Source organism: Raineyella sp. LH-20, from assembly GCF_033110965.1.
In the GTDB taxonomy this organism is placed as follows: Bacteria; Actinomycetota; Actinomycetes; order Propionibacteriales; family Propionibacteriaceae; genus Raineyella.
Genome location: NZ_CP137003.1, coordinates 3,176,207 through 3,190,061, shown reverse-complemented (window position 1 = coordinate 3,190,061; position 13,855 = coordinate 3,176,207). Strand labels below are relative to the sequence as shown.

Here is a 13,855-nt window from a genome sequence, read left to right as displayed (position 1 = left end):
CTCGTAGTCTCCTAGCGTGTCCCTCGGGCTTGCCCCGACCGGACACGCTTCCCTCGCACGCCACGTGGCGGCGGGGGTTTTTTGTTGCAGGATCACCGACGACCCATCCGTCCAGAGGAAGTAGAGAGGCCATGGAGGACACAACCGCTACGTCCACCACACCGATGCTGACCGGCGCGCAGGCGCTGGTCCGGTCGTTGGAGCACGTCGGGGTAGACGTCATTTTCGGCCTCCCCGGCGGTGCCATCCTGCCGGCGTACGACCCGCTGCTGGACTCCACGCAGATCCGGCACATCCTCTGCCGTCACGAGCAGGGGGCCGGCCACGCCGCCCAGGGCTACGCGATGACGACCGGCCGGGTCGGCGTCTGCATGGCGACCTCCGGGCCGGGTGCCACCAACCTGGTCACCCCGATCACCGACGCGATGATGGACTCGGTCCCGATGGTCGCGATCACGGGGCAGGTCGGCTCGTCGATGATCGGCACCGACGCCTTCCAGGAGGCCGACATCCGCGGCATCACGATGCCGGTGACCAAGCACAGCTTCCTGGTGACGAAGGCCGAGGACATCCCGCTGGCGATCAAGGAGGCCTTCTACATCGCCTCGTCCGGTCGCCCCGGACCGGTGCTGGTGGACATCACCAAGGACGCCTTGCAGGGCACCGCAGCGTTCGTCTGGCCCGACGAGATCGACCTGCCCGGCTACCACCCGACCACCCGGCCGCACCACCGCCAGGTCAAGGAGGCCGCGCGGCTGATCACCGAGGCCCGCCGCCCGGTGCTCTACGTCGGCGGCGGCGTGATCAAGGCACAGGCCGCCGCGGAACTGGCCGAGTTGGTCGAGCTCACCGGGATCCCGGTGGTGACCACGTTGATGGCCCGCGGCGCCTTCCCGGACTCCCATCCGCTCAACTTCGGCATGCCCGGCATGCACGGTACGGTCGCGGCGGTGGGCGCGCTGCAGCAGTCCGACCTGCTGATCGCGCTGGGCACCCGCTTCGACGACCGGGTCACCGGACGGCTGGACTCCTTCGCCCCCGGGGCGAAGGTCATCCACGCCGACATCGACCCGGCCGAGATCTCGAAGAACCGGATCGCCGACGTCCCGATCGTCGGCGACGTCCGCGAGGTGCTGATCGACCTCAACCAGACGCTGCGGGCCGAGTCGTCGATGCCCGACTACAGCGCCTGGACCGGCTACCTCACCGAGATGGCCGCCAAGTACCCGCTCGGCTGGGAGGAGGGGCTGGACCGGCTCTCCCCGCAGCAGGTGATCCAGCGCATCGGCCAGATCGCCGGCCCGGATGCCTACTACGTCACCGGCGTGGGGCAGCACCAGATGTGGTCGGCGCACTTCCTGCCGTTCGAGAAGCCGGGTCACTGGCTCAACTCCGGCGGCCTCGGCACCATGGGCTACTGCGTGCCCGCCGCGATGGGCGCCAAGGTCGGCCAGCCCGACGCGGTGGTCTGGGGCATCGACGGTGACGGTTGTTTCCAGATGACCAACCAGGAGCTGGTCACCTGCGCCCTGGAGGGCATCCCGATCAAGATCGCGGTGATCAACAACGAGTCGCTCGGCATGGTGCGCCAGTGGCAGACGCTGTTCTACAACGCCCGCTACTCCAACACCGACCTGCACTCCTATCGCATCCCGGACTTCCCGAAGCTCGCCGAGGCGATGGGCTGCGTCGGACTGCGGGCCGAGACCGCCGAGGAGGTCGATGCGGTGATCGAGCAGGCGATGGCGATCAACGACCGCCCTGTGGTGGTGGAATTCGTGGTGCACAAGGACGCCATGGTGTGGCCGATGGTGGCCGCCGGCCTCAGCAACGACGACATCAGGATCGCGCGCGACATGGCGCCGAAGTGGGAAGAGGAAGAACTGTGAGCAGTCACCGTACGCTGAGCGTCCTCGTCGCGGACAAGCCGGGTGTCCTCACCCGTGTCGCCGCGCTCTTCTCCCGCCGCGGATACAACATCGAGTCGTTGGCCGTCGGCCCGACCGAGAACGAAGGCATCTCCCGGATGACGGTCGTCGTCGACGTCGACGATCTCGTCCTCGAGCAGATCACCAAGCAGCTCAACAAGCTGATCGAGGTGCTCAAGATCGTCGAACTGGAGCCGGACGCGATCCGTCGCGAGCTCCAGGTGGTCAAGGTCCGCTGCGACGCGAACACCCGCAGCGAGATCCTCGACATCGTCCAGCTGTTCAAGGCCAGGACGGTCGACGTCACCCCCGAGTCGATCACCATGGTCGTCACCGGCAACCCGGACAAGCTCGACTCGCTGCTGGCCATGCTGGAGCCGTACGGCATCCGCGAACTCGCCCAGTCCGGCCTGGTCGCCCTCGGTCGAGGGTCCAAGTCGATCAGCGAGAAGACCCGCAGGGAGCGGGCCCAGCAGACCCAGCGCTGAACCAGCAGACCCGGTGCTGAATCAGACCCAACGGGTGAAACCGCCGGGCCCCGTACGTCCCCTCTCCTCTAGGGTGGCACGTACGGGGCCGGGTGCCGGACTACCCACCTCACAACACAAGGAGTTACCTCAGTGGCAGCTGAAATGTTCTACGACAAGGACGCCGACCTCTCGATCATCCAGGGTCGCAAGGTCGCCGTCATCGGCTATGGCTCGCAGGGGCACGCCCACTCGCTCAACCTGCGTGACTCGGGCGTGGACGTCCGGATCGGCCTGCAGCCCGGCAGCCGTTCCCGGGCCCGTGCCGAGGAGCAGGGCCTGCGGGTCCTCACCCCGGCGGAGGCCGCTGCCGAGGCCGACGTCATCATGATCCTCGCGCCCGACCAGGTCCAGGCGGATCTCTACAACGCCGAGATCGCCCCGAACCTGAAGGACGGCGACGCGCTGTTCTTCGCCCACGGCTTCAACATCCGCTTCGGCTTCATCAAGCCCCCGGCCGGTGTCACCGTGGCGATGGTCGCCCCCAAGGGCCCCGGCCACCTGGTCCGCCGTGAGTTCGAGAACGGCCGTGGCGTCCCGGCGCTGATCGCCGTCGAGCAGGACCCGCAGGGCAACGGTGAGGCGCTGGCGCTCTCCTGGGCCGCCGGCATCGGCGCCGCCCGCGCCGGGGTCATCAAGACCACCTTCACCGAAGAGACCGAGACCGATCTGTTCGGCGAGCAGGCCGTCCTCTGCGGCGGCATGTCGCACCTGGTCACCGCCGGGTGGGAGACCCTGGTCGAGGCCGGCTACCAGCCGGAGATCGCCTACTTCGAGTGCCTGCACGAGCTGAAGCTGCTCGTCGACCTGATGTACGAGGGCGGCATCGCCAAGATGCGCTGGTCCATCTCCGACACCGCGGAGTACGGCGACTACATCGCCGGGCCCCGGGTCATCGGTCCGGAGTCGCGCGCCGCAATGAAGAGCCTGCTGGCCGACATCCAGTCGGGGGCCTTCGCCAACGACTTCATGAACGACCAGCGCAACGGCAAGCCGAAGTTCACCGCCTTCCGCAAGGCCGGCGAGGAGCACCCGATCGAGAGCGTCGGGCGGGAGCTGCGCGGTCTGATGGCGTGGGTCGACACCAAGGGCACCGAGGACTACGTCGAGGGCCAGGCCGGGCGTTGATCGGTGGCGCTCGACCCACTGACCTGAGCCCGAGGGCCCAGGGTCACTGAGCCGAGTCCGACGATGTGCTGAAGAGGGCCGGGGGTTATCCCCGGCCCTCTGTGCATCGTTCAGCCTGTGCGTCGTTCAGCGCAACGGTGATGCCGGCCCGCGGGGTTTGCACCGACCGCGGCGATGGGAACGCGGGCGGCATGGTCGAAACGTAGAGCTCATCGCTTCGCCCGTGCGAATGTGTTGAATGACGAGCACATTCGCACGGGCGAGATGAGCGGGGCAGTGCCTGCCCGGTGCTCACGTCCAAAGGGCGTCTCCCAGAAGGTCGGAGGCACCCCGCGATGTGGTTCGGTGACTACGTCGCCGGACCTCGGGTCATCGGTCCGAAGTCGCGTGTTGCGATGAAGGACCTTCTGGCCGACGTTCGGTCCCGCCCTCGTCAAGGAGGTCCCGGCCAGCCCAATGGCAGCTGACGTTCACCGCCGGTGGCCGGATCGTGTCGTACGGTCAGATCCGGGTGCAGAGCAGCAGCCCGGCGTCCGGAGCGACGGAGACCTCGCAGCACAGCAGCCGCTGGTCGTGCAGCCATGCCTGCAGGGCCACCCCGTCGCGCGGTGTGCCGAGATCCTGCCAGGGACGCGGATCCTCGAGGACGAGGAAGGCGCCCGGTGCGAGCAGGTCAACCAGCCGGTCCCGCTGGTCGCGGGCGGTCTCCATGTCCACGGTGACCAGGGAGAGCGTCGTGACGTCATGCTCCGCCCAGTCCATCGTGCTCCAGTCGCCGGCCAGCACCTCGACCCCCGTGCCGGCGAACAGTCGGGCGGCGCTGCGGGCCAGTCCCGGGTCCCGCTCGACCGTGACGACCCGGGTGCCTGCGGGGGCGCCGGTGCGCAGCCAGGCCGCGCCCACCCCGCAGCCGGTGCCCAGATCGGCGATCGTGCCGGTCCGGGAGGCCGCCAGGGTGGCCAGCAGCCGGCCGGTCTCCGAGCGCGTCGAATCGAGATAGCCGATCCGCAGCGATTCCCGCAGGGCGCTGCCGACCAGGTCGGGAACGTCCCAGGGGGAGGCGGACAGACTCACGACGCGGCGCGCTCGAGCCGGATCAGGACAGCGCCGGATCAGGACAGGCGGGCGGCGATCGCGTCGCCGATCTCGGCGGTGGTGCGCACCGCGGTGCCCCGGCTGAGGACGTCGGCGTCGACGGCGGCGACGATCCGGGCCGCCTCGTCGGTGCGGCCCAGGTGGTCCAGCATCATCGCGACGGAGAGGATCGCGGCGGTCGGATCGGCCTTCTGCTGGCCGGCGATATCGGGCGCGGAACCGTGCACCGGCTCGAACATCGACGGGTAGGCGCCGGATGGGTTGAGGTTGCCGGAGGCGGCCAGGCCGATGCCGCCGGTCACCGCGCCGGCCAGGTCGGTGATGATGTCGCCGAACAGGTTGTCGGTGACCAGCACGTCGAAGCGGGCGGGGTCGGTCGCCATGAAGATGGTGGCGGCGTCGATGTGCAGGTAGTCGGTCTCGACCTGCGGGTACTCGGCCGCGACGGCCTCGAAGATCCGGCGCCACAGTCCGCCGGCGTTGACCAGCACGTTGTGCTTGTGCACCAGGGTCACCTTGTTGCGCCGCTTCGTCGCGTGCGCGAACGCGAACCGGACGACCCGCTCCACGCCGTACGCGGTGTTGACCGACACCTCGGTGGCGATCTCGTGCACGGTGCCGGCGCGCACCCGGCCGCCGTTGCCGGCGTACAGGCCCTCGGTGCCCTCACGGACGACGACGAAGTCGATCTCCTTGCCCTCGGTCACATGCGGGGCCAGCGGGGTGGGCACACCGGGGTAGAGCTTCGACGGGCGGAGGTTGACGTAGTGGTCGAAGGCGAAACGCAGCTTCAGCAGCAGGCCCCGCTCGAGGATGCCCGACGGGATCCGGGTGTCCCCGGGGGCCGCGCCGACCGCACCCAGCAGGATGGCGTCGTGCTGGGCGAGGGACTCCATCTCGGCTTCGGGCAGCACCTCCCCGGTGCGCAGCCAGCGGTCGGCGCCCAGGTCGTAGTGGACCTTGTCGAAGGCGTCCGGTCCGGCCACGGCGTCGAGGACCTTGAGGCCCTCGGCGACGACCTCGGGACCGATGCCGTCGCCGGCGATCACGGCGATGGACGGGCGATCAGCAGAGTTCTGAGTAGACACGGCGTCAGGCTATCGGCGGGCGCCGCCGGATGGGCCGGATCTCACGAACCCCGGGTTCCGTCCGGGGATCGGGCCGATGAAGGGGTCTCACCTGCCTCGGGGGAGGCGGGGGAGGACTAACATTCTCCTCCATGAGCTTGAGCTTCGACGTGCACCCTGATCCGTCCCCGGCGACCGCCGAGGAGCGCGCTGCCGTACTGGCCGCGCCCGGGTTCGGCCGTCACTTCACCGACCACATGGCCGTCGCCACGTGGACCGTTGAGGACGGCTGGGGAGACGCGAAGGTCGTACCGTACGGTGCCGAGTCCTTCCACCCGGCCTCCGCGGTCTTCCACTACGCGCAGGAGGTCTTCGAGGGGCTGAAGGCCTACCGTCACGCCGACGACTCGATCTGGCTGTTCCGCCCCGAGGCCAATGCCCAGCGGATGATCGACTCGGCCGAACGGCTGGCGCTGCCGACGCTGCCGGTCGAGGACTTCGTCGCCTCGATCGAGGCACTGGTCCGTCAGGACACCGCCTGGGTGCCTGCCGGCGGCGGCGAGGACAGCCTCTACATCCGGCCGTTCACCATCGCCCACGAGGACTTCCTCGGGGTGCGCCCGGCCCGGACCGTCCGCTACTACTGCATCGCCTCGCCGTCCGGCCCGTACTTCGCCGGCGGCGCCGAGCCGGTCGACTTCTGGGTCTCGCGCCACTACACCCGGGCCGCCCCCGGCGGCACCGGCGCGGCCAAGTGCGGCGGCAACTACGCCGCCAGCCTGGCCGGCCAGGAGGAGGCGTACGCCCACGGCTGTCCGCAGGTGCTGTTCCTCGACGCGGCGCAGTTGCGCTACATCGAGGAGTTCGGCGGGATGAACTGCTTCCTGGTGACCCGCGACGGCCGGCTGCACACCCCCGAGCTCACCGGCACGATCCTGCCGGGCGTCACTCGCCGCTCCATCCTCGAACTGGCCCGCGAACGCGGCCTGGACCCGGTGGAGGAACACATCGAGGTCGATGACATGCTCGCCCGGGTCCGCAGCGGCGAGATCACCGAGGCCTTTGCCTGTGGCACCGCCGCCGTGGTCGCCCCGGTGCGGGCGTTCAAGGACGGCGACGAGGAGTATGTGGTGGGTGACGGCACCTCCGGTCCCGTCACCATGGGCTTCCGCCAGACGCTGCTGGACATCCAGTACGGCCGGGTCGCCGACCCCCACGGCTGGATGCGCAAGGTCTGCTGAGTCGCGGCGCACACTGCTCCCGCCACGGGGCGGACCCCACAGATCTGGGGCCCGCCCCGTGCCTCGTCTGCGGGAGTGGCCGATGGGGACCGGCCGGTGCGTCGCACGGGGACAGGGACCTCACGGCACGTGCGCGTACGGTCCGCGGATCGTGCCGCTCCGCGGCGCCCCCGCACTGTCCGTGGGTCCGGAGCGGGCCGATCCCGGCGATCGGCGCCGTCCGGATCTCATTTCGTGAGAAAGGGGGTGGCGCGGCTGGACGGCTGCGGGCAGGATGGTCGGCATGACACGTCGCACGGTCATTATTCCCGAGCGCGTCTGAGCCCTCCCCGGCCCCGACGCGCTCCACCTCCTGTCCCTGTACAGGAGGTTTTTTGTTGCCCATCCCACCGCATCTCCGTCCGCCATCGCCATCGCGAGGGGCGTACGACCCATCGAACAGAGGACCGAGTCCATGGTCACGACTCCCACCCCACCGCCCACCTTCCACGTCTACGACGTCACCCTGCGGGACGGCTCGCAGCAGGAGGGCATGCAGCTGTCCGTCAACGACAAGCTCCGGATCGCCGCCTACCTGGACGACTTCGGGGTCGGGTTCATCGAGGGTGGCTGGCCGGGATCGAACCCGAAGGACTCCGAGTTCTTCCGGCGGGCGACCTCCGGTGAGCTGGCGTTGCACAACGCCGAGCTGGTGGCGTTCGGGATGACCCGCCGGGTCGGGGTGAAGGCAGCCGACGATCCGTTGATCGGCGCACTGCGCGACTCCGGCGCCCGGGTGGCGACCCTGGTCGCGAAGAGCCATGTCGGACATGTCCAGGAGGCGCTGCGGACCACCCTGGCGGAGAACCTCGAGATGCTGCGCGACTCGGTGACCCATCTGCGCTCGGAGGGGATGCGGGTCTTCATCGACGCCGAGCACTTCTTCGACGGGTTCCGCCTCGACCGGGCGTACGCCCTGGAAGTGGTCCGCACCGCCGCGGAGGCGGGTGCCGAGGCGGTCGTCCTGTGCGACACGAACGGCGGCATGCTGCCGAGCTGGATGGGCGAGATCGTGTCGACCGCGGTCGAGGTCGGCGCGCCGATCGGCATCCACTGCCACAACGACTCCGGCTGCGCGGTGGCCAACACCCTGGCGGCCGTCGACGCCGGCGCCAGCCACGTCCAGGGCTGCGTCAACGGCTACGGGGAGCGGACCGGCAACGCCGACATCATCAGCGTGGTCGCCAACCTGGAGGTCAAGTACGGCTGGCAGGTGCTGCCCGAGGGCAGCCTGGCGGAGGCGACCCGTACGGCCCAGGCGATCGCCGAGATCACCAATGTGCCGGCCGGCCCGCGGCGGGCGTACGTCGGCACCTCGGCGTTCGCCCACAAGGCCGGGCTGCACGCCTCGGCGATCAAGGTCGACCCGAACCTCTACCAGCATGTCGACCCGGCCCGGGTCGGCAACGACATGCGGATGCTGGTGTCCGACATGGCCGGCCGGGCGAACATCCAGATCAAGGGCGAGCAGCTCGGCTTCGACCTCTCGGACCGTACGGTGGCCGCCGCCGTCACCGAGCGGGTGAAGTCCAAGGAGCTGCAGGGCTACACGTACGACGCCGCCGACGCCTCCTTCGAGCTGCTGCTGCGCGACCAGCTGGACCGGCTGCCCGAGGTGTTCACCGTCGCGCACTGGACCACCACCTCGTTCGCCAACGGCGACAACGACCCGGTCAGCGAGGCCGTCGTCAAGCTCGTCGCCCAGGGGCGGACCCAGTACTTCGTCGGCGAGGGCAACGGCCCGGTCAACGCCCTCGACATGGCGCTGCGCCGCGCGCTCATCCCGGTCTATCCGGCCGTCGCCGGCTACGACCTGCAGGACTACCGGGTGCGGATCCTGGACGGTTCCTCGGGCACCGAGGCCCTGGTGCGGGTGCTGATCGACACCACCAACGGGGAACGTACGTGGACGACCGTCGGCGTCGGCTCCAACGTCATCGAGGCCTCCTGGGAGGCGCTGTGCGACGCGTACCGCTACGGGTTGATCCACCTGTTCGAGAACCGCGTCGGGACCGCTGACGTCGAGGAGACCGTCGGGGCCGATGAGGTCGAGGAGACCGTGGGGGCCGGCGGCTCCGTAGACTCGGGGATGTGACTGAACGTGACGCGATGCGCGTCGGCGACGCCGAGCGTGACCAGGTCGTCGACCTGCTCCAGCATGCGGTGGGCGACGGCCGGCTGACGATGCCGGAGGGGCGGGAGCGGCTGGAGCAGGCGCTCACTGCCCGGACGTACGGGGACCTGGACAAGTTGGTGGCCGATCTGACGCCCGTGCTCCCGTCGATGGCCGACGACGTCACCGCCCTGCATCCCTTCAACCGACCGCTGGACCAGGTCGCCCTGCCGGGGGAGTCCGCCCTGCCCGGCTGGCGCCCCGAGGACCCGCTGATCATCTCGGCGCCCTTCGACGACGACCGCCGGGTGGGGGAGTGGTCACTGCCGCCGTACATCAGGGTGTCGACCGGCCTGGGCGACGCGACCCTGGTCTGTCTGGAGGCGAAGGCGGAGACCCGGGTGATCCAGATCGAGGTCTCCGGTGGCGCGGGTGACATCCGGTTGATCCTCCCCGCAGGGTGGGCGGTCCGGGCGGACAGGGTCTCCAGGGGCCTCGGCGGGGTCCACATCAAGGTGCCCGACCGGCCGGCCCCCGGCGCACCACTGCTGGAACTGACCGGCAGTGTCACCCTCGGCGGGTTGGTCGCCCGGCCGGCGAACGTCATCGACCGGTGGCTGCTAAGGCGTCGCCAGCGTCGACGTCTGCGGGCCCTGGAGGCCTGAACCGGGGTCGTCCGCGTCGCCGGGTGTTGTCCCGGTGTTGTGCGGAACGCTGCCGCTCTTGAGGGCGATGCGGATCGGGCCTGGGATAGGGGGCATGACCACAGTTCGCCCGAAGCCGGTCGCGTTGCCGGATACCGAGTTGTTCACCGCCGACGACGTCCTCCACTACAGCGGCGACCGGTTGCTGCTCGAGCGCTCGCTACGCCGGGGCGATGCCGTCCGGGTGTGCCGCGGCGTCTTCGCCCGGCGCCGGCCCGCCGATGAGGTGGAGCGACATCTCCAACTCGTCCGGGCCGTCTGCGCTCGGCCGGGACACACCGGCGCGATCGGCGGGATCTCCGCGGCCCTGCTGCACGGCCTGCAGACCGGCCTGGCGAGGCTGCCGGCGACGGCCACCGTGCTGAGGCCGAGCGGCGGCGGGCCGACCGCCGATCTCGACGTGCTCACCACCCGGCTGCCGGCCTCCCACGTCTGCGAGATCGACGGGCTATCGGTGAGCACGGTGGCCCGTACGGTGGTCGACATCACCAGGCGGGAGCACCCCGGCGGGCTGACCGGCCTGGTGGTGGCCGACTCCGCCCTCCGCACGTCCCCGGATCCCGCGGCCCTGCGCCGGGCCTGCGAGACGGTGCTTGCCGACCTGCGCGGCTGCACCGGTCTGGCCCAGACCCGGCGGGTGCTGCGGGAGGCGACGCCGCACGCGGCCGGTCCGGTCGAGACGATGAGCCGGGTGCTGCTCCAGCACCTGGGGATCCCAGCGCCGCTGCTGGACGTCACCTACCTGTGGGAGCAGACGGGACGGTCGGACGGGTGGAGCGAGGCCGACGAGCCGGACGGCCCGCTCGGCGGTCTCGGCCGCTGGGCGCCGCAGCGATCCGCCGAGACCGAACCCCTCTGGATGTGGGAGGCCGCGCTGGAGCTTTTCCGGCCGGCCGACGCCGTACCCGACCGTCCTCCCACTGCGGCGCCGGGCACCGTCAGCGTGCCGTTCAGTTGGCCGGACGTCGGTGTGCTCGGCGTCGTGGTGGACCGGCCGGTCGACGAGGACGGTGTCCCCGCCGGGTGGCCGGGGGACCGCGCGAGCTGGGTCGACGGTCCACGTCGTTTCCTGCGGTCGCTCGGCTGGGTGGTCGTCGAGTGGTCCGCCGAGGACCTGATCGACCCGTGGCCGCTCAGCCAGCGGCTCACCAAGATCATGCGGGAACTGCGTGGGACGCCGGCCGGCGCGGCCGGCTGGATCGCCGATCACTCGGGTCCGCGGCGGCCCTGGGCGCCGACCGGCTGGGGCGGTGGGGCGTTCGGTCCGGACCGGTGGTAGGGCGGGGACCGGCGTCAGGCCACCCGACCGAGGATCAGCGGGGTGGTGACCACGGTGGTGCCGGGCGGTGCGATCCCAATGCCACCCTCCAGCGCGCCGCGCGCTGCCGCGAACCGTTCCGGCGTGTCGGTGTGCAAGGTGAGCAGAGGTTGCCCGGCCCGGACCACGTCGCCCGGCTTCGCGTGCAACTCGACACCAGCGGCCGCCTGCACGTCGTCCTCCTTGCGTACGCGTCCTGCGCCGAGGTGCCACGCCGCCAGGCCCACCGCCATCGCGTCGAGGCGCTCGACGATCCCGTCGGCGGGGGCGGTGACCACTTCGGTCTCCAGTGCGGTGGGCAGCGGGGCTTCCGGGTCGCCGCCCTGAGCGCGGATGATCCGGCGCCATCGATCCATCGCCCGCCCGGAGGCGAGCGCCTCGGCCGGGTCCGCGTCGATGCCCACCGTGGCGAGCATCTCGCGGGCCAGGGCGAGCGTCAGGTCGACCACGTCGGCCGGCCCCCCGCCGGCCAGCACCTCCACGGCTTCGGCCACCTCCAGCGCGTTGCCGGCGGTCCATCCCAACGGGGTCGACATGTCGGACAGCAGCGCGACGGTCCGCACGCCGGCGCCGGTCCCGATCCGCACCATGGTGCGGGCCAGCTCGCGGGCGTCGACGGTGTCCTTCATGAAGGCCCCGGAGCCGACCTTGACGTCCAGCACCAGGGCCCCGGTGCCTTCGGCGATCTTCTTGGACATGATCGAGGAGGCGATCAGCGGGATCGACTCGACGGTGCCGGTGACGTCGCGCAGCGCGTAGAGCTTGCGGTCGGCGGGGGCCAGCTCGGGGCCGGCGGCGACGATCGCCCCACCCACCTCGACGAGCTGGCGCCGGACCTCATCGGCACTCAGGTCCCCACGCCAGCCGAGGATCGACTCGAGCTTGTCGAGCGTGCCGCCGGTGTGGCCGAGTCCGCGCCCGGACAGCTGGGGGACGGCCACCCCGCAGGCCGCGACCAGCGGGGTGAGGATGAGGGTGATCTTGTCGCCGACACCACCAGTGGAGTGCTTGTCGACGGTCGGGCGGCCGAGACCGGAGTAGTCGAGTCGTACGCCGCTGTCGATCATCGCCCGCGTCCACGGGTCGAGTTCCTCGGCGGACATGCCGCGGAAGAACACCGCCATGGCGAGGGCAGACATCTGCTCGTCGGCGACGAACCCGGCGGTGTAGGCCTCGATGATCCAGCGGGCCTCGTCGGCGGACCAGCTGCCACCGTCCCGCTTGCGGCGGATCAGGTCGACGACGGCGAACCGCTGCGGGTCGAAGGGTCGGCTCATGGGGCCGATTATGCCGTGGCGTCGGGGCCGGCGGGCAGGTGCGAGTGGCAGACGTCCGTGGTGAGGCCGGCTGTTCTGGATGACATCGAGGACGCCGTGCGTCACACCGGCCACGATGCCGAGCTGGTCGGGCGCACCCTCGGTTGGATCACCCGGCATCGTGAACGGAGCCGTTCCGCGGCCTGATCTCGGGTGTGGGCGGACCGACCGGCGTCTTCGCCGGGGCGGTGCGGCCCGTCTATCGGTCATGCGTCTCTATCGGTCATGCATTGCGTTGATGGGTTGATGCGTGTCTTTCCGCACCAACGCATCAGCACAACGCATAGCCGGGTCCGCGGCCTCGCTGACGGCGCTCCCGACCCAGAGTGGTGCCTCGTCGGCGGGGACCGGTGTGGTGCCTCCTCGGTCCGGTGCCTCTGCCGCCCCTTCGATCCGGAGCCTCGTCGGCCCCGCCCCGCCGACGGCGCCCCGTCGCCTCGGCCCGTGCCTCGGCTGCGAAACCGGCAGTGCGTACGATCGCGATAGGGTGAGGCAATGCGAATTGCACGCTACTCGACCGCCGGCCAGGACCCAGAGTTCGGCGTGGTCGAACTGGCCGAGGACGGCGGTGCACATCCCGACAGTGTGAGCACGCTCACCGGGGATCCGCTGGCTGGTCCGGTCCAGTACACCGGCGCGCGACACCGGCTGAGCGACGTACGCCTCCTCGCTCCGGTCATCCCACGGTCGAAGATCGTCGGCGTCGGGCGCAACTTCGCCGCCCACGCGGCCGAGTTGGGCAACGAGGTGCCCGCCACGCCGCTGTGCTTCTACAAGCCCAACACGGCGGTGATCGGTCCCGACGAGATCATCGTGCCGCCCGCGGCGTCGTCCTTCATCAGCTACGAGGGCGAGCTCGCGGTGGTGATCGGACGGATCTGCAAGGACGTCCCGGTGGACCGCGCCGAGGAGGTCATCTTCGGCTACACCGTCGCCAACGACATCACCCTGCGCGACCTGCAGGAACCCGACAAGCAGTGGTCGCGGGCCAAGGGCTTCGACACCTCCTGCCCGCTCGGGCCGTGGATCGCGACCCACCTCACCCTGGCCGAGGCATCCGACCTGATGATCACCACGACCGTCGCGGGGGAGCAGCGCCAGCACGGCTCGACGGCGCTGATGATCCGGCCGATCGCCGAGCTGATCGCCTACATCACCAGCTTCACCACCCTGCTTCCGGGCGACGTCATCCTCACCGGCACCCCGGCGGGCGTCGGCCGGCTCGAACCGGGCCAGGAGGTAGCTGTCACCATCGATGGCATCGGCACCCTGACCAACACCCTCGTCCCCACATCCGTGACGGACACCATCTCGACCAGCGGAGACAACGCGAAGTGAGTGACACCAGCACCGACCAGCACGGCAGGACCGATGTGGAC

The 13,855-nt window shown here is 70.4% G+C and carries 11 protein-coding genes; 8 read left to right on the top strand and 3 right to left on the bottom strand.

Translation table 11 applies throughout. The annotated features are described in order from the left end of the window. Positions 1 to 131 precede the first annotated feature (131 nt). The 3 genes from R0146_RS14080 to ilvC all read left to right on the top strand — a co-directional run bounded on the left by R0146_RS14080 (position 132) and on the right by ilvC (position 3,583). Positions 132 to 1,889 carry an acetolactate synthase large subunit gene (locus R0146_RS14080; RefSeq protein ID WP_317690484.1) on the top strand — a complete coding sequence of 586 codons (1,758 nt, stop codon included), beginning with the start codon at positions 132 to 134 and terminating at the stop codon, positions 1,887 to 1,889. Next, complete coding sequence (gene ilvN / locus R0146_RS14075; RefSeq protein WP_317690482.1) at positions 1,886 to 2,416, top strand: acetolactate synthase small subunit; 531 nt, start codon at positions 1,886 to 1,888, stop codon at positions 2,414 to 2,416. Before R0146_RS14080 ends, ilvN begins: the two co-directional genes overlap by 4 nt. 132 nt (positions 2,417 to 2,548) lie before the next feature. Continuing rightward, positions 2,549 to 3,583 (top strand): ketol-acid reductoisomerase, encoded by a 1,035-nt coding sequence (ilvC, locus tag R0146_RS14070; protein WP_317690481.1) that lies wholly within the window; start codon positions 2,549 to 2,551, stop codon positions 3,581 to 3,583. Between the two features lie 501 nt (positions 3,584 to 4,084). On the opposite strand, the gene R0146_RS14065 is transcribed toward ilvC, so the two are convergent. Further along, complete coding sequence (locus tag R0146_RS14065) at positions 4,085 to 4,657, bottom strand: O-methyltransferase (protein WP_317690480.1); 573 nt, start codon at positions 4,655 to 4,657, stop codon at positions 4,085 to 4,087. Between the two features lie 38 nt (positions 4,658 to 4,695). After that, positions 4,696 to 5,766, bottom strand: a complete 1,071-nt coding sequence (locus tag R0146_RS14060) for a 3-isopropylmalate dehydrogenase (protein ID WP_317690479.1) — start codon at positions 5,764 to 5,766, stop codon at positions 4,696 to 4,698. A gap of 131 nt (positions 5,767 to 5,897) precedes the next feature. Here R0146_RS14060 and R0146_RS14055 point away from each other — a divergent pair, with 131 nt between their 5' ends. The 4 genes from R0146_RS14055 to R0146_RS14040 all read left to right on the top strand — a co-directional run bounded on the left by R0146_RS14055 (position 5,898) and on the right by R0146_RS14040 (position 11,121). Further along, positions 5,898 to 6,986 (top strand): branched-chain amino acid aminotransferase, encoded by a 1,089-nt coding sequence (locus R0146_RS14055; RefSeq protein WP_317690478.1) that lies wholly within the window; start codon positions 5,898 to 5,900, stop codon positions 6,984 to 6,986. A gap of 454 nt (positions 6,987 to 7,440) precedes the next feature. Further along, complete coding sequence (cimA, locus tag R0146_RS14050) at positions 7,441 to 9,120, top strand: citramalate synthase (protein ID WP_317690477.1); 1,680 nt, start codon at positions 7,441 to 7,443, stop codon at positions 9,118 to 9,120. Beyond that, positions 9,117 to 9,803 (top strand): DUF1707 SHOCT-like domain-containing protein, encoded by a 687-nt coding sequence (locus R0146_RS14045; protein WP_317690476.1) that lies wholly within the window; start codon positions 9,117 to 9,119, stop codon positions 9,801 to 9,803. Before cimA ends, R0146_RS14045 begins: the two co-directional genes overlap by 4 nt. Positions 9,804 to 9,897: 94 nt before the next feature. Beyond that, a complete protein-coding gene (locus tag R0146_RS14040) occupies positions 9,898 to 11,121 on the top strand; it encodes a hypothetical protein (protein ID WP_317690475.1) in 1,224 nt (407 codons plus the stop codon). A 14-nt stretch (positions 11,122 to 11,135) separates the two neighbouring features. On the opposite strand, the gene R0146_RS14035 is transcribed toward R0146_RS14040, so the two are convergent. Then, the gene (locus tag R0146_RS14035) at positions 11,136 to 12,437 is read right to left on the bottom strand and encodes a thymidine phosphorylase (RefSeq protein WP_317690474.1); all 1,302 of its coding nucleotides are present in this window, start codon (positions 12,435 to 12,437) and stop codon (positions 11,136 to 11,138) included. A gap of 534 nt (positions 12,438 to 12,971) precedes the next feature. Here R0146_RS14035 and R0146_RS14030 point away from each other — a divergent pair. After that, complete coding sequence (locus R0146_RS14030; protein ID WP_317690473.1) at positions 12,972 to 13,814, top strand: fumarylacetoacetate hydrolase family protein; 843 nt, start codon at positions 12,972 to 12,974, stop codon at positions 13,812 to 13,814. The last annotated feature ends 41 nt before the right edge of the window (positions 13,815 to 13,855 follow it).

Coding starts and splice junctions, on each gene's coding strand:
- R0146_RS14080 (WP_317690484.1), top strand. CDS start 132: ATGGAGGACACAACCGCTACGTCCACCACACCGATGCTGACCGGCGCG.
- R0146_RS14055 (WP_317690478.1), top strand. CDS start 5,898: ATGAGCTTGAGCTTCGACGTGCACCCTGATCCGTCCCCGGCGACCGCC.
- cimA (WP_317690477.1), top strand. CDS start 7,441: ATGGTCACGACTCCCACCCCACCGCCCACCTTCCACGTCTACGACGTC.
- R0146_RS14040 (WP_317690475.1), top strand. CDS start 9,898: ATGACCACAGTTCGCCCGAAGCCGGTCGCGTTGCCGGATACCGAGTTG.
- R0146_RS14035 (WP_317690474.1), bottom strand. CDS start 12,437: ATGAGCCGACCCTTCGACCCGCAGCGGTTCGCCGTCGTCGACCTGATC.
- R0146_RS14030 (WP_317690473.1), top strand. CDS start 12,972: ATGCGAATTGCACGCTACTCGACCGCCGGCCAGGACCCAGAGTTCGGC.